20 protein-coding genes and 2 pseudogenes are annotated in these 18,328 nt (G+C 67.5%); 6 read left to right on the forward strand and 16 right to left on the reverse strand.

All coding sequences use genetic code 11. The annotated features are described in order from the left end of the window. On the forward strand, positions 1-703 hold a 703-nt coding region (locus J0695_RS03480), incomplete at its 5' end, for a MaoC family dehydratase (protein WP_206960052.1). Here J0695_RS03480 and J0695_RS03485 read toward each other — a convergent pair. The 3 genes and pseudogenes from J0695_RS03485 to J0695_RS03495 form a co-directional block, all read right to left on the reverse strand. After that, the gene (locus tag J0695_RS03485; protein ID WP_206960118.1) at positions 666-1,301 is read right to left on the reverse strand and encodes a TetR/AcrR family transcriptional regulator; all 636 of its coding nucleotides are present in this window, start codon (positions 1,299-1,301) and stop codon (positions 666-668) included. The two genes, J0695_RS03480 and J0695_RS03485, sit on opposite strands and share 38 nt — an antisense overlap. Before the next feature lie 45 nt (positions 1,302-1,346). Next, positions 1,347-2,552 carry a sulfite oxidase gene (locus tag J0695_RS03490; RefSeq protein WP_206960054.1) on the reverse strand — a complete coding sequence of 402 codons (1,206 nt, stop codon included), beginning with the start codon at positions 2,550-2,552 and terminating at the stop codon, positions 1,347-1,349. A 219-nt stretch (positions 2,553-2,771) separates the two neighbouring features. Further along, positions 2,772-2,930, reverse strand: a pseudogene (locus J0695_RS03495) (dicarboxylate/amino acid:cation symporter); the annotation flags it as partial. A 57-nt stretch (positions 2,931-2,987) separates the two neighbouring features. Here J0695_RS03495 and J0695_RS03500 point away from each other — a divergent pair. After that, the gene (locus J0695_RS03500) at positions 2,988-4,427 is read left to right on the forward strand and encodes a recombinase family protein (RefSeq protein WP_206960055.1); all 1,440 of its coding nucleotides are present in this window, start codon (positions 2,988-2,990) and stop codon (positions 4,425-4,427) included. Here J0695_RS03500 and J0695_RS03505 read toward each other — a convergent pair. The 5 genes and pseudogenes from J0695_RS03505 to J0695_RS43640 all read right to left on the reverse strand — a co-directional run bounded on the left by J0695_RS03505 (position 4,424) and on the right by J0695_RS43640 (position 7,101). After that, positions 4,424-5,032 (reverse strand): hypothetical protein, encoded by a 609-nt coding sequence (locus J0695_RS03505; RefSeq protein WP_206960057.1) that lies wholly within the window; start codon positions 5,030-5,032, stop codon positions 4,424-4,426. The two genes, J0695_RS03500 and J0695_RS03505, sit on opposite strands and share 4 nt — an antisense overlap. Positions 5,033-5,214: 182 nt before the next feature. Beyond that, entirely contained in the window at positions 5,215-5,904 is a 690-nt protein-coding gene (locus J0695_RS03510; protein ID WP_307798390.1) for a replication initiator, read from the reverse strand. Between the two features lie 468 nt (positions 5,905-6,372). Beyond that, positions 6,373-6,570 carry a hypothetical protein gene (locus tag J0695_RS03515; RefSeq protein WP_206960059.1) on the reverse strand — a complete coding sequence of 66 codons (198 nt, stop codon included), beginning with the start codon at positions 6,568-6,570 and terminating at the stop codon, positions 6,373-6,375. After that, positions 6,567-6,911, reverse strand: a pseudogene (locus tag J0695_RS03520) (FtsK/SpoIIIE domain-containing protein); the annotation flags it as partial. The pseudogene J0695_RS03520 and the gene J0695_RS03515, both read right to left, overlap by 4 nt. Positions 6,912-6,918: 7 nt before the next feature. Further along, positions 6,919-7,101: a hypothetical protein gene (locus J0695_RS43640; protein WP_242552156.1), complete on the reverse strand. Its 183-nt coding sequence runs from the start codon at positions 7,099-7,101 to the stop codon at positions 6,919-6,921. A 254-nt stretch (positions 7,102-7,355) separates the two neighbouring features. On the opposite strand from J0695_RS43640, the gene J0695_RS43645 reads away from it, so the two are divergent. Beyond that, entirely contained in the window at positions 7,356-7,874 is a 519-nt protein-coding gene (locus tag J0695_RS43645; RefSeq protein WP_242552157.1) for a hypothetical protein, read from the forward strand. Between the two features lie 123 nt (positions 7,875-7,997). Continuing rightward, the gene (locus J0695_RS03530) at positions 7,998-8,582 is read left to right on the forward strand and encodes a GNAT family N-acetyltransferase (RefSeq protein WP_206960061.1); all 585 of its coding nucleotides are present in this window, start codon (positions 7,998-8,000) and stop codon (positions 8,580-8,582) included. A gap of 238 nt (positions 8,583-8,820) precedes the next feature. Here the strand turns inward: J0695_RS03530 and J0695_RS03535 are convergent, their stop codons facing one another. The 6 genes from J0695_RS03535 to J0695_RS03560 form a co-directional block, all read right to left on the reverse strand. Continuing rightward, positions 8,821-10,149, reverse strand: a complete 1,329-nt coding sequence (locus J0695_RS03535) for a dicarboxylate/amino acid:cation symporter (protein WP_206960062.1) — start codon at positions 10,147-10,149, stop codon at positions 8,821-8,823. A gap of 274 nt (positions 10,150-10,423) precedes the next feature. Beyond that, the gene (locus tag J0695_RS03540; protein ID WP_307798394.1) at positions 10,424-10,720 is read right to left on the reverse strand and encodes a DUF4229 domain-containing protein; all 297 of its coding nucleotides are present in this window, start codon (positions 10,718-10,720) and stop codon (positions 10,424-10,426) included. A gap of 72 nt (positions 10,721-10,792) precedes the next feature. Then, complete coding sequence (locus tag J0695_RS03545) at positions 10,793-11,314, reverse strand: GNAT family N-acetyltransferase (protein ID WP_206960065.1); 522 nt, start codon at positions 11,312-11,314, stop codon at positions 10,793-10,795. Positions 11,315-11,441: 127 nt separating this feature from the next. Beyond that, positions 11,442-12,605, reverse strand: coding sequence for an aminofutalosine synthase MqnE (gene mqnE / locus J0695_RS03550; protein WP_206960067.1), 1,164 nt, complete (start codon positions 12,603-12,605; stop codon positions 11,442-11,444). A 94-nt stretch (positions 12,606-12,699) separates the two neighbouring features. Continuing rightward, complete coding sequence (locus J0695_RS03555) at positions 12,700-13,155, reverse strand: Lrp/AsnC family transcriptional regulator (RefSeq protein WP_206960069.1); 456 nt, start codon at positions 13,153-13,155, stop codon at positions 12,700-12,702. Between the two features lie 64 nt (positions 13,156-13,219). After that, on the reverse strand, positions 13,220-13,888 hold the full coding sequence (locus J0695_RS03560) for a UbiX family flavin prenyltransferase (protein WP_206960071.1): 669 nt from the start codon (positions 13,886-13,888) through the stop codon (positions 13,220-13,222). An 80-nt stretch (positions 13,889-13,968) separates the two neighbouring features. On the opposite strand from J0695_RS03560, the gene J0695_RS03565 reads away from it, so the two are divergent. After that, a complete protein-coding gene (locus J0695_RS03565) occupies positions 13,969-14,589 on the forward strand; it encodes a rhomboid family intramembrane serine protease (protein ID WP_206960073.1) in 621 nt (206 codons plus the stop codon). A 176-nt stretch (positions 14,590-14,765) separates the two neighbouring features. Next, entirely contained in the window at positions 14,766-15,719 is a 954-nt protein-coding gene (locus J0695_RS03570; RefSeq protein ID WP_206960075.1) for a hypothetical protein, read from the forward strand. Positions 15,720-15,816: 97 nt separating this feature from the next. Here the strand turns inward: J0695_RS03570 and mqnP are convergent, their stop codons facing one another. Then, positions 15,817-16,719, reverse strand: coding sequence for a menaquinone biosynthesis prenyltransferase MqnP (gene mqnP / locus J0695_RS03575; protein ID WP_206960076.1), 903 nt, complete (start codon positions 16,717-16,719; stop codon positions 15,817-15,819). After that, entirely contained in the window at positions 16,716-18,176 is a 1,461-nt protein-coding gene (locus J0695_RS03580) for a menaquinone biosynthesis decarboxylase (protein WP_206960079.1), read from the reverse strand. Before J0695_RS03580 ends, mqnP begins: the two co-directional genes overlap by 4 nt. Positions 18,177-18,328: the final 152 nt, after the last annotated feature.

The raw sequence follows: 18,328 nt of genomic DNA on the forward strand, positions 1-18,328 counted from the left end.
CCCCTACCCCCACGTCCTCGCCTTCCCGCTCGCCATGCAGCTCATGGCAGGCCCCGGCTTCCCGCTCCCTCTCCTCGGCCTCGTACACACCCGCATAGAGATCACCGCCCACCAGCCCCTGCACCCCACCGACGAACTCGAACTCACCGTCTACGCAGCCGAGTTGAGCCCCCACCGCCGCGGCACAGAAGTCACCATGGTCACCGAGGCCCGCCGCACAGGCGACCTGGTCTGGGAGTCCCGCAGCAAATACCTCGCCCGGCACACCACCACCGGACAGCGGGACCAGGCCGCACTCCCGGAGTCCCTCCCCGCAACCGCAACCGCAACCGCAAGCACAACCGCAAGCACAACCGCAACCGCAACCACCACCTGGGAGCTCCCCGCCGGCCTCGGCCGCCGTTACGCCGCCGCCTCCGGCGACCGCAACCCCATCCATCTCCACCCGCTCACGGCCCGCCTCTTCGGCTTCCCGCGCGCGATAGCCCACGGCATGTGGACCTTCGCCCGCTGCCTGGCCGAACTGGAGACCCAACCCACCTACGTACGCGCCGAGTTCACATCCCCCGCGCTACTCCCCAGCACGGTCGCCTTCGCCACCGAAGGCACAACTTTCCAACTCCTCAGCGGCAACAACAGCGACAGCGGCGGCACCCGCATCCACCTCACCGGGCAGACGGCACCCACCGCACCCCACGCATAAGGTTCCCGAGCCCCGCCCACGCGAAGTTCATCAGCGTCGCGGCGGCCTCCTTCGCGGAGACGCCTTCCGTGTCGTTCGCCCAGCCCGCCAGCGACTCCGCCGCGCCCACCAGCGCCTGCGCAAGCCCCGCCACATCGCGATCGAGCAGCTCGGCATCCCGGTCCGAAGGGCCCCCGTGCGCCTCCCGCGCAGCCGCCCCGATCAGCCCCGTCACGAACTCCACGATCTCGTCCCGCATCACCGCGACCTCACCGGCGAACGGCTCCCCGTGCGTACGGGCCTGCCGGTGCAGCACCGCCCACCCGTCCGGGTTCGACGCCGTGTGCTCGAAGAAGGCACCGAGCCCCGACCACAGCTGCCGGTCCGCCGTCGCCCCGGACTCGACCCCCGCCTGCACCGCCGCCACCAACGCCGCCGCCTCGCGCCGGATGCACGCGGTGAAGAGCTCTTCCTTGGAGTTCAGGTACAGATACACCAGCGGCTTGGAGACCCCCGCCAGCTCGGCGATCTCGTCCATCGACGCGGCCCGGTACCCGAGCTGCCCAAAGGTCCGTACGGCAGCGTCCATCATCTGCTGCTCCCGTACGGCCCGCGGCATCCGCTTGCCCTTGGCAGTGCTCACGTGACAGCCCCTTCCGCCCGCTTACCCCCCGGTAAGGGTACGGACCGTCACCGGGTGCCTCACCACCGCATCGAAGAGATATCCCTGGGTGTTGGGCACGGCCCGCTCCGGCTGGGTGTTGCCCGCCGCGTCCGTCGCCCGTGCGAGCAGCTGCACCGAACCCGCCTCGCGGGGCCGCCACGGCACCGACCACCGCACCCAGCTGTCCCGCCGCGGCGCGTCCCGCAGCTGCACGCGCCGCCACCGCGCACCCCCGTCCGTACTGACCTCGACCCGCCGCACCGGAGCCTTCCCCGACCACGACCGCCCCGTCAGCTCATGCGTCTCGCCCGCCGTCAGTACGGCCCCCTGCGCCAGCTCGAAGGCGGACTTGATGGTCTGCCGGGTCAGCGGAGCGCTGCCCTCCGCCGGATAGCCGGACCCGAAGAGCCGGTAGAAGTCGGTGTTCCACGGCGAGTACAGCGGCTCGGCGCTCACCTCGATGTCGCCGACCCACTTCACGGAGGCGATCCCGATCCAGGAGGGCACGATGACGCGCACCGGGAAGCCGTGGTCGTACGGGAGGGGCTCGCCGTTCATCTCGTACGCGAGGATCACGTCGTCCAGCGCCTTCCTGACGGGCAGCGGCCGGCGCACATGGCCCAGGTTCACGCCCCCGGTGACGTACTCGTCGTCGAGACCGCGCGGCATCACATCCACCGCGTCCCGGCTTATCCCGGCCCGGCGGAGCACGTCCGAGAGCCGCACCCCGCGCCAGTGGGCCACACCGACGGCGCCCAGCGTCCATGCCGTACCGGTGACGGTGTCGCCCTGCTGGGAGGTGTAGAAGCTGCGGCCGTTGCCCGCGCATTCGACGGCGGCGGTGCGGGTGACGGAGGGGAGTCTGCGCAGCTGGTCGTAGGTGAAGCGGACGGGTGCACCGCGCAGACCGCTGCCCCAGACGGTGAGGCCCCAGGTCTTCTCGTCCAGCACCGGGGTCGAGGTGTGGTTGCGGACGAAGAAGCGGTCCACAGGGGTGTGCAGACCGGTGGAGCGGAGGGCGGCGAAGTTGGTCTCGGCGTTGGTGCCGCGGACGGTGAACAGCTCGGGCGGCAGTGGCTTCACAATGCCGGGGGCCGCGATGCCGGGAGCCGCAGTGGCGGCGAACGAAGGTGCCGCGTAGCCGAGTTGGGCGGCGACGGGGGCGGCTGCGAGCAGCTTCAGGACAGCACGACGGGCAGGGATCATCGCAGGACTCCTCAGCAGGAAAGGCTCAACGGAATTACCGGAACGCGAAAAGTGCAGGCGTCAGCGACAACAACAGCGGCGCGACAGAGGGCGCGACATGACAGCCATGCGGTGATCCTAGAGCGCGCCCCCGCACCGGGTCAGCTCTTCGCCCGCAAACGCAGGAGTGCCCCCGGCCGAGACGGCCGGGGGCACTCCTGTACTGATCTGGCGTTGCGGTTACGCGGCGACCGCGACCGGCGTCTTGTCCTCGACCGGCTCGGCCGAGCCGATGGAGTCGATCGGCGACGACGAGGCGGAGTTGTACGCGTCGAGGTCGAGGATCTTCTCGCGGGCCGAGACGATCACCGGGACCAGCGACTGGCCCACGACGTTCGTAACCCTACTGTCTGTATATACGTTGGCACTGCGGTGACACCGACAGAGGGGGCCAGCGTGGCCAAGCCGAAGCGCGTGGCGATCTACGTCCGCATCAGCAAGGACCGCAAGGGGCAGGAACTCGGCATCCAGCGCCAGGAGAAGGCATGCCGCGAACTCTGCGAACGGCTCGGGTGGGGCGTCTACAGGGTCTACCCAGAGAACGACGTATCAGCATCGACAACGAGCAAGCGCAAGCGCCCGGCGTACACGGAGATGATGCGTGACGCACGCGATGACCTGATCGACGGCATCGTCGTCTACTCCATCGACCGTCTGACGCGACGCATCACCGAGCTGACCAACTTCCTGGAAGAACAGAAGGAACACGGCTTCGCCTTCGCCACCACGGAGGGCGAGGACACTTCCTCAGCCAATGGCCGGATGATCCTGACGATCAAGGGCGCGGTGGCCCAGCAGGAGACCGAGCGCATGTCAGAGCGGATCAACAGTTCCTTGCTCCAGCGCCGGGAGAAGGGCAAGCCGCACGCAGGCGGCCCCCGCGTCTTCGGATTCGAGCCAGGCTCGAACTTCCAGCGGGTTGTTCCTGGCGAAGTCGAGCTGATCCGGCGCGGATACGAAATGCTCATGGGAGGCGAGAAGACCCCGGGCGATGTGGCGCGCCTCTGGACCGGGGCGGGGGCACAGACACCAGGGGCGACCGCTTGGACCATCCAGAAGGTCAAGCGCGTGTACCGGTCCGAGCGTGTCGGCGGCATCGTCACCTACAAGGGCCAGGACATCGGAGACAGCGTCTACCCCCACCCGCTGAACCGCGTGGAGTGGGAGAACATCCAGACCGTCCTGGACGAGCGGGCCACACCTGCCGCCCAAGGATCCGGCAAGCGGAAGCACGTCTATTCGGGCTTCCTGAAGTGCGGCAACTGCCAATCGAAGATGCGCGTGCAGTGGGCGACCGTACAAGGCCGAACCTTCCGCCGGACGCTCTGCCACTCCGGGCAGGTAGGCAAGGATGGCCAGCTTGGATGCGGGAAGGTCAGCCGCTCATACACATGGATAGAGGAGCGGTTGGACGAGGTAATCGAGGCCGCCATACGGAGGCGCCAGCCGCAGGCGCAGGCAGCCCCCACCGAGGATCTGACCGGAGCCATCTCCGTGCTGGAGGAGCGCATCCGAGGGCTGCAAGGCCGCTGGAAGAACGGCCAGATGGAGGACGAGGACTACTTCGACTCCCTGAAGCATCTACGGGCGGAGTTGACCGCTCTCGGTGCGCGGGAGGCGGCTCAGGCCGTCCGACGCTCGCGCACGACAGCCGACGCGCTCACGGTCTGGCTGGACAAGGACGCAGAGAACCTTGAGCGTCGCCGAGCCATCGTCGCGAGCGTGATCAAAGAGGTCGCGGTATTCAGTGTCGGTCGAGGGCGAAGGAAGCCCCCGGAGATCGATTCCATCAAGGTCACGCCGCTCGGGGACGAGAGTCAGACGGCGGAGAACTAGGCAGTTTCGTTTGGATCATCAGGCGGATCAGGGGCGGATGCCCGCGCATGAGTCGGGCTGGAGGGGGCCTCGGCGGGCCGGCACCAGACTTCTGCCTCGGCTATCGCAGCCGAGGAGTAGAGCGGATCCTGGGTGATCAGCGGCATGCCCTCGATGCGTTTCCCGTCGACCGTGATCGCTCCGGTGCGGCACGGCATCCACACTGTCGAAAGCACATGTGGCTCACCGCCGAGGTCGTACGCCTCGTTCCGAGTCAGTTGGCGGTCGAAGGGATCCGTCACCTCGACCTCGATGCCACCGGCCGCCGCACGCATTCCGGAGGCGAGGTCGAGGTCCCATTCCACCGGCGCCGTGGTCAGCTCCGGTTCGTGCCAGGGCAAGCCCGCCGTCACGTCGGCGAAGTGGCGGTTGAACGAAGTCGCCAGCCACTGGCTGAGTTCCGGATCGGGACCGACCACCCGGACCCGCTCAGCATCGCCGTACACGAGGGCATGGCCAGTGCCTCGCTCCGACCAGTCCACCCGCCAGACCGAGGCGTACGCGACAGCTTGTTCGCCGCAATAAAGCGTGAGGAACGGATTGGCACCGATCAATCGAACCCGCATGAGGCGACCCTACCCACCACACGCCTTCCGGCCCCCTCGATGATCCAAACGAGACCGACTAGTGCGACCAACGAGGCAGCTGTCCACCACGGCCGCCAGCCGTTGTTCGTAGTCAGCCGGAGGATGCCACCGATCAAGGATCTCAGCGATCCACTCCGGGACTTGAGGGGGAGGCCCGTCATTCAAGGGCTTCCCCCCTCTCGCTCGCGGAGCAGGGCTTCACGGGCAACCTCACGGTTGGCGTGCAGGTCGTCCGCGATACCAGCGGCGATTGCGGCGGCCCCAGGAGCGTGGCCGGAGCCGACGTAGCGCCACTGCACCTCGGTGATCAAACTCGGATCGTTGGCGCCCTGTTCACCGTGCCCAAGATGCTCCGCTCGGTCGGCACGCAGGGCCGCGTATGTCGTCGAGTAGGCGCGGGACTTGGTGAGGATGTGGCCCCGGTATCCAAGGGTGTGAGCCCAAGCCCGCAGGTGCAGGGGCGCGTACTCGGGCAGTCCGCCGAGGTTCCAGCAGGTCCGCATGAGCGTGCGCACGTGGTCCGTGACCGGAGCGGCGTCGATGTCGTCCGAGGTGGTGAGCCTGTGGTCGGTGCCGGCGCCGGTCTCGCTCGCTCCCTTGGTCACGCACTTCGCGACGTACGCGGCTACAGCTTCGTCATCCGGGCCAAGGCCGTCACCCCGCAGAGGACGGGCGTCGACCTGAACACCCCAGCGGAGGGCGAGTTCACCGACCGCGGGGCTGTAAGCCGTCCGGACCACGACCCGAGACGCGGACGCACGCACGGCGTCGGCCATCAATTCCGCGGTGCCCCATGCCGGGGGTTCGTCGTCCGGTCCGGCCGGGCCATCGAGGCGGACGACCGCATGCATAGTGGCGCAGGATCTCGCCCGTGGCCGCGTCTCGCGTGGTGGATGAGCCGGACAGGTGCACCGGGTGTGCGCATCCACCGGTGGCTGCGATCTGCTCCAACCAGCGGGAGAATTGGGGGTCTTGGGCAAGTCGGATCGCGTCGCGATCTGCTTCGGAGAGCTGACGCAGGCGCGTCGCGCGGTCGAGGGCGGCGCGCCTGTCAGCCGGAGCGGAGTTGGGTGTGATGGCGGGGACCTTCCGCGGTGGGCCGCCGAAGCGGCACGCTGGGTGGGTGGTGGCGCGCTGTCGTCCATGGCTTGTGCTCCTTTGCTTGTGTGGCCGGTCGTGTCGATCTCAGGTCAGCGGATGGTGCCGGTACCCCGGCAGACGCGGCAGCGGTGGCGCATTCCGGTCCAGGTCCTCCGGGCTCCTTCGCCCTTGCAGTGGGTGCACCTCACGCGACTCATGGGCATGTCTGTCCTTCCAGTTCAGGTGTGGGAGAAGCCGCTGATGACCCAGGTGACAAGGCCGTGGATGGTGAAGATCACGGGCGTCTGTCCGAGGTAGACCCCGAAGAGCCCGACGCAGACCGCTTCCCAGGGCCGTACCTCGCGGGAGCGGACGAGGAGGACGGTGATGATTCCGAAGATCACCGCGAGGCCGGACGCTGTACCTTCGTTGATCATTTGTCGTCTCCTTCCAGTGCCGCGAGTACGCGGTCTATGACGGGGAGTTCGGGGGTCATGGCCGAGTACTTCCGGGACATGGCCATGGCTTCGGCGGTCGTTGTCAGATGGGATCGCGCGCGGCTCCAACCGCCGTCCGACCCTGTGCAGACCGCCACGCCCTGTTCCTCAGCAGCGATCGACTGGGCCACGGCTACGGCGTCTTTGTTGAGGTCACCGAGCGCCATTTCCGCTGTGCCGGGGTCGTTGACCCGGTGGCAGACCCGGCCGCCGAGTTGGGCGCGCAGGGCGGTGACTCCGGGCCCGAGGTCGGAGCCGACGCGTTGCCCGGCAACGACCAGGTCCGAGCTACTGCGGCGGACGGATATGTCCAACATCAACAGCGCCGCTCTGGAGTCGATCGAGCAGGGCATCGACCAGTTGGCCCGCGCCTACCCGTACGCCGATGCCGACTACCTGCACCAGCGCACCCGGAACGGCTTGCAGTTCGTCACCAAACAGCTTGAAAGCCGGATGACGCTGCGCCAGCACCGAGAACTACTCGTTGACGCCGGGTGGTTGTTCCTCCTGAACGCATGTGTCCAGTACGACCGTGGCCAACGGGAGGCCGCTAACCTCAGCAAAGCCGCCGCGCTCAGGATCGGCGAAGATGCCGGGCACGGTGAGATCAAGGCTTGGGCGTGGGAGATCGAGGCATGGTTCTCCCTCACCCAGTGCCGATGGCAAGACATGCTCAACGCTGTGGAGGCCGGGCACGTCGCCGACCAGACGCACTCTCAGTCGGCGTGCAGTTGTATGCCCACAAGGCACGCGCCGCCGCCCGGATGGGAGACGCCCGCATGGTCCGCGACTCCTTGGACGCCGGGCGCGCACGGCTGGACCGGCTGCCCCGCCCGGATCACCCCGAACATCACTTCACCATCGACCCGGACAAGTGGGACTTCTACGAGATGGACGCGTACCGGCTCCTCGGAGACGACGAGCGCGCCGCCGGCCACGCCCGATCGGTCATCCGGATGAGTACCGGCCCCGACGGAACCGAGATCTCCCCCATGCGTGCCGCAGAAGCGCGGCTCACACTCGGAGTCGCCGCCGCCCGCACCGGTGAGATCGAAGAGGCCGTAGGCATGGGCACAGCAGCCCTCGCAGCCGATCGGAAGTCTCTGCCGTCCCTGCTCTTGGTCGCCAACGAGTTGGACAAGGAACTCCGCGCCCGCTTCCCCCGCGAGGCCTCCACTCGCGACTTCGACGAGCGGATCTTGACCATCACGCGTGGAGCGAGCTCGCCAGAACTCCCGTTCTGACCTGGCTACGCAGGTGAGTAGCCGCTCTGGTCCACTTCTTGTGGTGGAGTCGCAGTGCGTGATGGAGGCGGCATGTCTCCACCGAGGCTTTTGCGGTGGCGATCATGGGACTACGGTGCGGTGATGAGCAAGGACTCTCTCTCGGGCCGCGTTGTCCGCCTCATCCCGTTGTCCGCGGACCATGCGGAGGTGCTGTTCCCGTCGGCATCGGATCCCGAGGTCTGGCGTTGGATGCCTCGACCTCGCCCTGGCACCTCGGATGAGATGAGGGCGATGATCAGTCAGATGCTGGCGGATGGGGCCCGACGGTGTTTCACAGTCCAGCGTTTGGCAGACGGGGCGGTGGTCGGGTCAACCAGTCTGTATGAGCTGGACCTCCCCGAGGGCCGAGCTGAAGTCGGTGCCACCTGGTTCGACCGATCCTGTTGGGGCGGCCCCTTTAACGCCGAGTCCAAGCTCCTACTGTTTGGGCACGCCTTCGACGATCTGGGCCTTGCCCGGATCGCGTTGCGCACTGACAACCTCAACGTGCGGTCCCAACAGGCCCTGACCCGCCTGGGACTGGCTTATGAAGGAACGCTGCGCAGCCACATGTTGCGCCAGGACGGCACGCGTCGCGACTCGCTGTACTACAGCCTCCTTGCCGACGAATGGCCATCGGTGCGCGAATCGCTGCGCACCCGGGTCGCGACCAAGGCCGCTTCCTGACCTAGCGCCAGGCCGCGAGCGTGTCCGCCTCCCTTTTTCGGGCTACCGCAGCCACCATCACGAGAAGATCGGCAGTCACGCTGCGTACGCCACCACACGAAGTGGGCCAGAGCCCGCTTTCGCGTGCACGGCCACCGACCAACCACCTGCGGGATCAGGCCCATCTGCCGCCGGACGAACGACGCCGCCCGTACCCCCAGCTGACCGGGGACGCGGGCGGCGCTCATACGCGTGCCGCTTACGCAGCGACCGGAACGGATACCTTCTGCTCCGCCTCACGCACGTCGTACTCATCGTCAACCGGCGAGACCCGCACCGAGTTGAACATGTCTCGGTCCAAGATGTTCTCCCGAGCAGCCACAATCAACGGTGATACAACTTGTCCGGCGACGTTCGTGGCCGTACGCATCATGTCCAGGACCGGGTCGATCGCCATCAGCAGACCCACACCCTCAAGGGGCAGACCCAGCGTCGAGAGGGTCAGGGTGAGCATGACCGTCGCGCCGGTCAGACCGGCCGTGGCGGCCGAGCCGATCACCGAGACGAAGGCGATCAGGATGTAGTCGCCGATGGAGAGCTGCACGTCGAAGATCTGCGCGATGAAGATCGCGGCCAGCGCCGGGTAGATCGCGGCGCAGCCGTCCATCTTGGTCGTGGCGCCGAACGGGACGGCGAAGGAGGCGTACTCCTTCGGGACGCCGAGGCGCTCGGTGACCTTCTGGGTGACCGGCATCGTGCCGACCGAGGAGCGGGAGACGAAGGCGAGCTGGATCGCGGGCCAGGCGCCCTTGTAGAACTGCAGCGGGTTGACCTTGGCGACCGTGGCGAGCAGCAGCGGGTAGACGCCGAACATCACCAGGGCGCAACCGACGTAGACGTCGGCCGTGAAGGTCGCGTACTTGCCGATGAGGTCCCAGCCGTAGTCCGCGATGGCGAAGCCGATGAGGCCGAGCGTGCCGAGCGGGGCGAGGCGGATGACCCACCACAGCGCCTTCTGCAGGAGTTCGAGGATCGACTCCGAGAGGGTGAGGATCGGCTTGGCCTTCTCGCCGAGCTGGAGAGCGGCGATACCGGCGACCGCGGCCATGAAGACGATCTGCAGCACGTTCAGTTCGGTGAACGGCGTGATGATGTCGGTCGGGATGATGCCGGTGAGGAAGTCGATCCAGGAGCCGGCGTGCTCGGGGAGCTTGCCGTCCTTGGGGGTGAGTCCTGTGCCGGCGCCCGGGTTGGTGATCAGGCCGATCGCGAGGCCGATGGCGACCGCGATCAGCGACGTGATCATGAACCAGAGCAGCGTACGGGTGGCCAGCCTGGCAGCGTTGTTGACCTTACGCAGGTTGGTGATCGACACCAGGATGGCGAAGAAGACCAGCGGGGCGACGGCCAGCTTCAGCAGCTGGACGAAGATGTCGCCGATCTGGCCGAGGGTGGTGTGCAGCCAGCTGATGTCCTGGCTGCGGGCGAGCCAGCCGAGGAGCACGCCGAGGACCAGACCGATGAGGATCTGGGCCCAGAACGGGACCTTGGGTACTCGGACGCGGGAAGTTGACGTCACGGACGACACGTAAGTACTCCGGTGGGGACGGCGGGAGGGAAAAGACCGGGCCGGGTTCAGACGCGGCGGCAACAGACCGCGGACATGCAGCGGCAGAGATCGACATGCAGGCGCGCCACGAGCGCGGGGCTCATGGCATACGTGTGCGCAGCTGCAGTCTTCATGTCGAACACGTTAACACTTGCACTTTGAGAAGCTCAAAGCTTGTCTTGGGGTCTGAGACACAGAAACGCCGAAGCCCCTGGGCGGGACTTCGGCGTGTGTGACGAACCTTACGGCGCGCTTACTGCGTGATGCCGTCTTCCTGGGACCGGTTGGCCTCGAGCTTGGCCTTGGCACGGTCGACTCGGGAGACGAGCTGCTGGGACATCTGGTCACGCTGCCTGCGCAGCAGTACGAAGCTGAGCGGCGCGGAGATGACGAGCGCGAGCAGGATCGTCCAGACGAAGTCGGAGCCGCCGAGGCCCTTGGGGACGATGCCGAAGTGGACGAGGACAGCGACGAGGACGAGGCAGCCCATGAAGATGCCCACGCGCGCCATCGTGTACTGGATCGTGGCGCCGGGCTTGGCTACGGACACGGCTGAGGCCTCTCTCTTCGTACCGCTTCGGAACCTGCCCGACCAGTGAAGCATGCCCCACTATTGATCAGTTCAGAGGGGCAGCAGCATCGTGATGTCGTCGCGGTCGTCACCGGGGGCCACGCGGATGGCGTCGGGCACCCGTCCGTACTCCTTGTAACCGCAGGCGGCGTAGAAACTGTCGGCGCCCGTGCCGCCCCGGCAGGTGAGGCGGATGGCCTCGATCCCCTCGGAGGTGCGGGCCGCGTCGGCGGCGGCCGCCATCAGGTCGCGGCCGTACCCCTTGCCCTGGTGGGAGGGGTGGACCATCACCGTGTAGAGCCAGAGCCAGTGGGTCATCAGGCGGTGGCTGTTGTACGCGAGGAAGGCAGTGGCCGCCACGGTCCCGTCCGCGTCGCGCCCGACCAGCAGCCTGGTGCGGCCGTCGGCCATGGCGGCGAAGTGCTTGAGCAGCTCCGGGCGTATCGCCTCGGGGGTCACGGGCGGGACGAAACCGACGGCGCCGCCTGCGTTGGAGACATCGGCCCAGAGCGCGAGGACGCCGTCCCGCAGCTCGGGGTCGATGGACGGGTCCACCTCAAAAGTAAGGGTCATAGATAAAGATTAACTATTACTCTGCCTGGATATCAACCCCGTCTCGACACGCGAGAAGCCCCAGTGCACGGCAGGCACTGGGGCTTCTCGGGCGTTCGCTTCGCCGCGGTCGGCGCGTTCGCTTCGGTCAGAACCGCATGAGCTGCGGGGTCTCGCGGCGGGCCGCGTCCGGGCCCTCGAATTCGCGGACGATCTCGTAGTGGGTGTTCCGCTCCACCGGGCGGAAGCCCGCGTCACGGATCAGCTCCAGAAGGTCCTCACGGCTGAGCTTGTTGGGCGTGCCGTAGTTGTCCGCGTCGTGCGTGATCTTGTACTCGACGACCGAGCCGTCCATGTCGTCCGCGCCGTGCTGGAGCGCGAGCTGCGACGTCTGGACGCCGTGCATCGGCCAGAAGACCTTCACGTGCGGGACGTTGTCGAAGAGGAGACGCGAGACCGCGAAGGTCTTCAGCGCGTCGACACCGCTCGCCATCGTCGTCCGCGCCTGGAGCCTGTTGCGGATCTTGCCGTCCTTCATGTCCTCGAAGTCGTGCTGGTAGCGCAGCGGGATGAAGACCTGGAAACCGCCGGTCTCGTCCTGCAGCTCACGCAGCCGCAGTACGTGGTCCACCCGGTGGCGGGGCTCCTCGATGTGTCCGTACAGCATCGTGCACGGGGTCTTGAGACCCTTCGCGTGCGCGAGGCGGTGGATGCGCGACCAGTCCTCCCAGTGGGTGGCGTGGTCGACGATGTGCTGCCGGACCTCCCAGTCGAAGATCTCGGCGCCGCCGCCGGTGAGCGATTCGAGACCTGCCTCGATCAGCTCGTCGAGGATCTCGGAGGCGGACATCCCCGAGATGGTCTCGAAGTGGTGGATCTCGGTGGCCGTGAACGCCTTCAGGGCGACCTGCGGGAGGGCTTCCTTCAGGGCACTGAGCGAGCGCGGGTAGTAGCGCCAGGGCAGCGTGGGGTGCAGGCCGTTGACGATGTGCAGCTCGGTGAGGTTCTCGCCCTCCATCGCCTTCGCGAGGCGGACGGCCTCCTCGATGCGCATCGTGTACGCGTCCTTCTCGCCCGGCTTGCGCTGGAACGAGCAGTACGCGCAGGACGCGGTGCACACGTTGGTCATGTTGAGGTGGCGGTTGACGTTGAAGTGGACGACGTCGCCGTTCTTGCGCGTCCGCACCTCGTGCGCGAGGCCGCCGAGCCAGGCCAGGTCATCGGACTCGTAGAGTGCGATGCCGTCCTCGCGGGACAGCCGCTCGCCGTCCCGGACCTTCTGCTCCAGCTCGCGCTTGAGTCCCGCGTCCATCGTCGGCCGCCTCCCATTTCTCCACGTATTTCAGGCTCCGCCCACGGTACTCCCCCACCTTTCGGGCGAGCGGGGCCCCCTTTGACGCTCCGCGTCAGCTTTCTTCGGGCAGCTCCCCGACCCGGTTCTCCCACTTCGTGGAGAGCACGATGGTCGTACGGGTCCGCGAGACGCCCCGTGTCCCGCTCAGCCGGCGGATCGTCTTCTCCAGGCCGTCCACGTCACTGGCGCGGACCTTGAGCATGAACGAGTCGTCGCCCGCGATGAACCAGCAGTCCTCGATCTCGGCCAGGTCCTTCAGCCGCCGCGCGACGTCCTCGTGGTCGGCCGCGTCCGAGAGCGAGATCCCGATCAGTGCCGTCACCCCGAGCCCCAGCGACTTGGCGTCGACGGTGGCGCGGTAGCCGGTGATGACACCTGCCGACTCAAGGCGGTTGATGCGGTCGGTGACACTGGGGCCGGAGAGCCCGACGAGCCGGCCGAGCTCCGCGTAGGAGGCCCTGCCGTTCTCTCTGAGGGCCTGGATGAGCTGCCTGTCCACCGCGTCCATGTGCCTGAAGCCTTCCTTTGTCCACCCGTAAAGCGCCTGAGTAACTTAACCGGAGCCCGCTATGTCAGCTCCTGCGGGAGCCCCCGCCGAGCTCGCCCTCCCAGCGGCGGTACAGCTGGTGCTCCACCCCCGCCGCGTCCAGTACGCGCCCGGCGACGAAGTCCACCAGGTCCTGGATGTGCGTCGCTCCCGCGTAGAAGGCGGGTGAGGCGGGCAGCACCACGGCGCCCGCCTCGTCCAGCGCCACCATGTGCTTGAGCGTCTGGCCGCTGAGCGGTGTCTCGCGCACGACGACGACCAGCTTCCGCCGCTCCTTGAGCGTCACGCTCGCGGCCCGCTGCAGCAGGTCCTTCGACAGCCCGAGCGCGACCCCGGCCACCGAGGCCGTCGACGCGGGCACGATCAGCATTCCCCTGACGGGGTACGAACCGGACGACGGGCCTGCGGCGAGGTCGCCGGCGGCCCAGTGCCGTACACCCGAGATGTCCACGTCGAAGGTGCCCGGCTTGCCGTCCGCGCCCCTGGCCAGCCACTGGGCCAGATCGTCCTGCCAGTGCGCGTCCCGAAAAGCGATCCCGGTCTCGTCGAGCAGCGTCAGCCGCGAGGCCCGGCTGACCACCAGGTCCACCGTCTCGCCCGCATCGATCAACCCGCGTACGACGGCCGCCGCATACGGGGTCCCGGACGCCCCGGAGACCCCGACGACCCAGGGGATGCGCTTACCGTCGTTCATGGGTCCGAGCCTATCCGGCGCCTGTCCCCGGGAACCGACCACGGTGTGCCGCACGTTCTAAGGAACAAGGGGGGCCTGTGATGGGGAACAACGGGTGGGAGAAGCGGTGGGACGGCCGGGCCAAGGCCGCCGCCCTGTTGATGGCGGGCTGGGTGGCGCTGCTCTGGCTGCTCGAAGTGATCGACGTGTCGACGGGACACGCGCTGGACGCGGGCGGCATCACCCCGCGCAGGGCCGACGAGCTGCCTGACATCCTGTCGGCGCCGTTCCTGCACGGCAGCTTCGGCCATCTCGCGGGGAATACGGTGCCGCTGCTGATCCTCGGTTTCGTATCGGCGCTCTCCGGCATCCGGCGCTTCGCCTCCGTCGTGCTGACCGTGATCCTCGTCAGCGGCCTCGGCGTCTGGCTCATATCCCCCGCGAACTCCATCACGCTGGGCGCGTCCGGGGTCGTCTTCGGCCTCTTCGGGTATCTCCTCGTGCGCGGCTTCGTGAACCGCTCCCCGGTGGACGTGGTGGTGGGTGTGGTCGTGGCCGCGGTGTACGGCTCGATCCTGTGGGGCGTACTGCCCACCGACGCCGGCATCAGCTGGCAGGCGCATCTCTTCGGGCTCGTCGGGGGCGTGTCGGCGGCATTCGTCTTCCGGCGCCCGACCACCCGCGCGGCAGTGACCAACAGCACCTCGCCGCACCGCTTTTAACCATTTCACGGGTTGAACCTTCACAGATACTTTTCATCTGCATCTGTATCTCCATTCCGCCTGACGAGGAGCCAGACATCAACACGAAGCGCAGGGGCCTTGCCGCCGCCGGTTGCATAGCCCTGATCACCTCTCTGTCCGCCGCCTGCGGCACCGCTGAGAACATCAGCGCGGGCATGAAGGTGCAGAACGCCTTCGACAAGCTGAGCGAGCAGAAGTCGTTCAGCGCCGAGCTGGGCTTCGCCGGCAGCGCCGACGACATCTACGCCGCCATGAAGAACGAGGACGACTTCGAGCGCGCGGACGCCACGATGCTGGCGGGCCTCAAGGTCAAGTTCAGCGCCGCGTCCGACACACAGCTCAAGGACACCAAGAACCTGGGGAAGGGCTCCGTCAGCTTCGCGCTGAGCAACGGCTCGGCGGACCTGATCGAGGTCCGTTCGGTCGGTCAGATGGTGTATCTGCGCGCGGACCTCAAGGCGGTCAGCGCCCTGGACACGAGCAGCAAGGGCTCCGACTCCAAGGAGCTCGACACCATGCTCAAGCAGGCCGACCAGCTGCCGGCCTCGATGTCCGCCGTGAAGAACGCCCTCAAGGGCAAGTGGATCGGGCTCGACCCGAAGACCTTCGCCGCGTTCATCAAGCAGAGCGGCCTCGACAAGGAGGCCGGACTGCCCGACACGGGCTCGGCGCTCGACCCCGCTCAGCAGAAGAAGGCGATCGAGGCCGTCAAGAAGGCGCTCGGCGAGAACGCGAAGTTCAAGGACGCCCCGGGCAAGGACGGCGTCGACCATGTGACGGTCACCGTGGCCGGGCGCAAGGCGGCCCAGGACCTGGTGGACGCGCTGAAGCCGTTCCCGCAGTTCAAGGACGCCTTCAAGGACTTCAAGCCGTCCGACGTACCGGACAAGGACATCGCGATCGACCTCGCGGTCAAGGACGGCATGCTCTCGGGCATCTCCCTGGACGTCGCCCAGTTCGACACGAAGTCCACGGGCAAGCTCCCGCTCTCGATCACGATCGACGGCAAGGCCGACCCGGTCACGGCCCCGTCCGGTTCGGTGGAGCTGAAGCCGCAGGACCTGATGAGCGCGATGATGTTCCTGGTCGCGGGCCAGGAAAAGGCGTAAGCAGCAGACAGACGACGAAGCGGGGCCCGCACCTTTCGGTGCGGGCCCCGCTTCATGTCCGTAACGGCGTCGGAAACAGTGTCAGACCGTCAGACCGTCAGACCGTCAGCCCGCGCACCAGCAGGTCGAGCAGGGCGCAGACGAAGAGCGCGATCCCGATGAAGCCGTTGACCTGGAAGAACGCCCGGTTGAGGCGGGAGAGGTCATGGGGCTTGACGATCTGGTGCTCGTAGAGGAAGGCGGCTGCGACGATCAGCAGGCCCAGCCAGAGGAAGAATCCGCCGTCGGTGGCCAGGGCGTACCAGACGAGCAGGGCCATGGTGATCGCGTGGCAGGTACGGGCGCCGTAGATGGCGGCCGGGATGCCGAAGCGGGCCGGCACCGACTTCACGCCTTCGCCGCGGTCCGCCTCCACGTCCTGGCAGGCGTAGATCAGGTCGAAGCCGCCGATCCAGATGCCGACGGCGAGGCCGAGGAGAACCGCGTCCCACGACCAGCTGCCGGTGATCGCGAGCCAGGCGCCGATGGGGCCCATGGCCTGGGCGATGCCGAGGATCGCCTGCGGGAAGTTCGTGAACCGCTTTCCGTAGGGGTAGACGACCATCGGGATGACCGCGATGGGCGCGAGTGCCAGACAGAGCGGGTTGAGCGCGGCTGCCGCGCCCAGGAAGACCACCAGTGCGACGCCGGCGCCGGTCCACGCGGACCGTACCGAGACGGCACCGGTGACCATCTCGCGGTTCGCCGTCCGCGGATTACGGGCGTCGATCTCGCGGTCGATGATCCGGTTGCACGCCATCGCGAAGGTGCGCAGGCCCACCATGGCGATCGTGACCAGGAGGAGCCGGCCCCAGTGGATGTTGCCGTCCATCAGGAACATCGCGGTGAGGGCCGCGGTGTAGGCGAAGGGCAGCGCGAAGACCGAGTGCTCGATCATCACGAGCCGCATGAACGCCTTGGTCCGTCCGGGCTGCGGCACTGCTGCTGCGGCGCTGCTCACGAGAGTCCGTACTCCTTCCAACGGCGGTCGACCTTCGCCGCCGTCCGCGGGTCGGACTCGACCATGTTCGGCCAGCCGCCGTCCCGCGTGTAGCCCTCCTCGGGCCACTTCTTCGTCGCGTCGATTCCCGCCTTGCCGCCCCAGAACTGCTGGTAGGACGCATGGTCGAGATGGTCGACCGGACCCTCGACGACCGTGAGGTCGCGCGAGTAGTCCGTATTGCCGAGGGCCCGCCAGGAGACCTCGTGGAGATTGTGGACGTCGCAGTCGGCGTCCACGATCACGATCAGTTTCGTCAGGGACATCATGTGCGCGCCCCAGATCGCGTGCATCACCTTCTGCGCGTGCTTGGGGTACTTCTTCTCGATCGAGACGATCGCGCAGTTGTGGAAACCGCCCGACTCGGGGAGGTGGTAGTCCACGATGTCCGGGACGATGATCTTGAGGAGGGGGAGGAAGAACCGCTCGGTGGCGCGGCCGAGAGGTCCGTCCTCGGTGGGCGGCCGGCCGACGACGATCGACTGGATCAGCGGGCGCTTGCGCATCGTGATGCAGTCGATGGTGAGCGCGGGGAACGGCTCCTGCGGCGTGTAGAAGCCGGTGTGGTCGCCGAAGGGACCCTCGGGGAGCGTCTCGCCCGGCTCCAGCCAGCCCTCGATGACGACTTCGGCGTTGGCCGGGACCTGGAGCGGGACCGTCTTGCAGTCGACCATCTCGATCCGCTTGCCCTGCACGAAGCCGGCGAACAGGTACTCGTCGATCTCCTCGGGGAGCGGCGCGGTGGAGGCGTACGTCACGGCGGGCGGCGCCCCGAAGGCGATCGCGACGGGCAGCCGCTCGCCGCGCTTGGCGGCCACCGCGTAGTGGTTGCGGCTGTCCTTGTGGATCTGCCAGTGCATGCCGATGGTGCGCTTGTCGTGGCGCTGGAGGCGGTAGAGGCCGAGGTTGCGGATGCCGGTCTCGGGGTGCTTGGTGTGCGTGAGGCCGAGGTTGAAGAAGGAGCCGCCGTCCTCGGGCCAGGTGAAGAGGGCCGGGAGCTTGTCGAGGTCGACGTCGTCACCGGTGAGGACGACCTCCTGGACGGGGGCGTTCTCCGACTTCACCTTCTTCGGCGGTACGTGCACCATCGTGCCGAGCTTGCCGAAGGCCTCGCGGACCCCGACGAAACCCTGGGGGAGCTCGGGCCGGAGCAGGCCACCGATCTTGTCGCTGATCTCTTCGTACGACTTGAGGCCGAGCGCCTTCAGGAGGCGCCGGTCCGTCCCGAAGACGTTCATCGCGAGCGGCATCGAGGCGCCCTTGACGTTCTCGAAGAGGAGGGCGGGGCCGCCGGCCTTGTTCACCCGGTCGACGATCTCCCCGACCTCCAGGTGCGGGTCGACTTCGGCCTTGATGCGCTTGAGGTCGCCCTCGCGTTCCAGGGCGCGGAGCAGCGAGCGGAGATCGTCGTAAGCCATGGTGTCCAGTCTGTCATCCCCGGCGTACGCGACCTTCGGCCGCGTGTCCTCAATCGCCGGACGGGCTTGTTTTCCGAGCCCCTCCGGCGATTGAGGAGCGGGGGTCCGGGGGCGGAGCCCCCGAGAAGGCGGGGACCGCTACCCTGGCCGCG

Origin of the sequence: Streptomyces beijiangensis (assembly GCF_017315755.1) — a bacterium.
In the GTDB taxonomy this organism is placed as follows: domain Bacteria; phylum Actinomycetota; class Actinomycetes; order Streptomycetales; family Streptomycetaceae; genus Streptomyces; species Streptomyces beijiangensis.

What these genes read in the sequence shown, in the direction of transcription:
- J0695_RS03485 (WP_206960118.1), bottom strand. Translation starts at nt 1,301, where the DNA reads ATGCCGCGGGCCGTACGGGAGCAGCAGATGATGGACGCTGCCGTACGG.
- J0695_RS03490 (WP_206960054.1), bottom strand. Translation starts at nt 2,552, where the DNA reads ATGATCCCTGCCCGTCGTGCTGTCCTGAAGCTGCTCGCAGCCGCCCCC.
- J0695_RS03505 (WP_206960057.1), bottom strand. Translation starts at nt 5,032, where the DNA reads ATGCGGGTTCGATTGATCGGTGCCAATCCGTTCCTCACGCTTTATTGC.
- J0695_RS03510 (WP_307798390.1), bottom strand. Translation starts at nt 5,904, where the DNA reads ATGCATGCGGTCGTCCGCCTCGATGGCCCGGCCGGACCGGACGACGAA.
- J0695_RS03515 (WP_206960059.1), bottom strand. Translation starts at nt 6,570, where the DNA reads ATGATCAACGAAGGTACAGCGTCCGGCCTCGCGGTGATCTTCGGAATC.
- J0695_RS03530 (WP_206960061.1), top strand. Translation starts at nt 7,998, where the DNA reads ATGAGCAAGGACTCTCTCTCGGGCCGCGTTGTCCGCCTCATCCCGTTG.
- J0695_RS03545 (WP_206960065.1), bottom strand. Translation starts at nt 11,314, where the DNA reads ATGACCCTTACTTTTGAGGTGGACCCGTCCATCGACCCCGAGCTGCGG.
- mqnE (WP_206960067.1), bottom strand. Translation starts at nt 12,605, where the DNA reads ATGGACGCGGGACTCAAGCGCGAGCTGGAGCAGAAGGTCCGGGACGGC.
- J0695_RS03555 (WP_206960069.1), bottom strand. Translation starts at nt 13,155, where the DNA reads ATGGACGCGGTGGACAGGCAGCTCATCCAGGCCCTCAGAGAGAACGGC.
- J0695_RS03560 (WP_206960071.1), bottom strand. Translation starts at nt 13,888, where the DNA reads ATGAACGACGGTAAGCGCATCCCCTGGGTCGTCGGGGTCTCCGGGGCG.
- J0695_RS03565 (WP_206960073.1), top strand. Translation starts at nt 13,969, where the DNA reads ATGGGGAACAACGGGTGGGAGAAGCGGTGGGACGGCCGGGCCAAGGCC.
- J0695_RS03570 (WP_206960075.1), top strand. Translation starts at nt 14,766, where the DNA reads ATGAAGGTGCAGAACGCCTTCGACAAGCTGAGCGAGCAGAAGTCGTTC.
- J0695_RS03580 (WP_206960079.1), bottom strand. Translation starts at nt 18,176, where the DNA reads ATGGCTTACGACGATCTCCGCTCGCTGCTCCGCGCCCTGGAACGCGAG.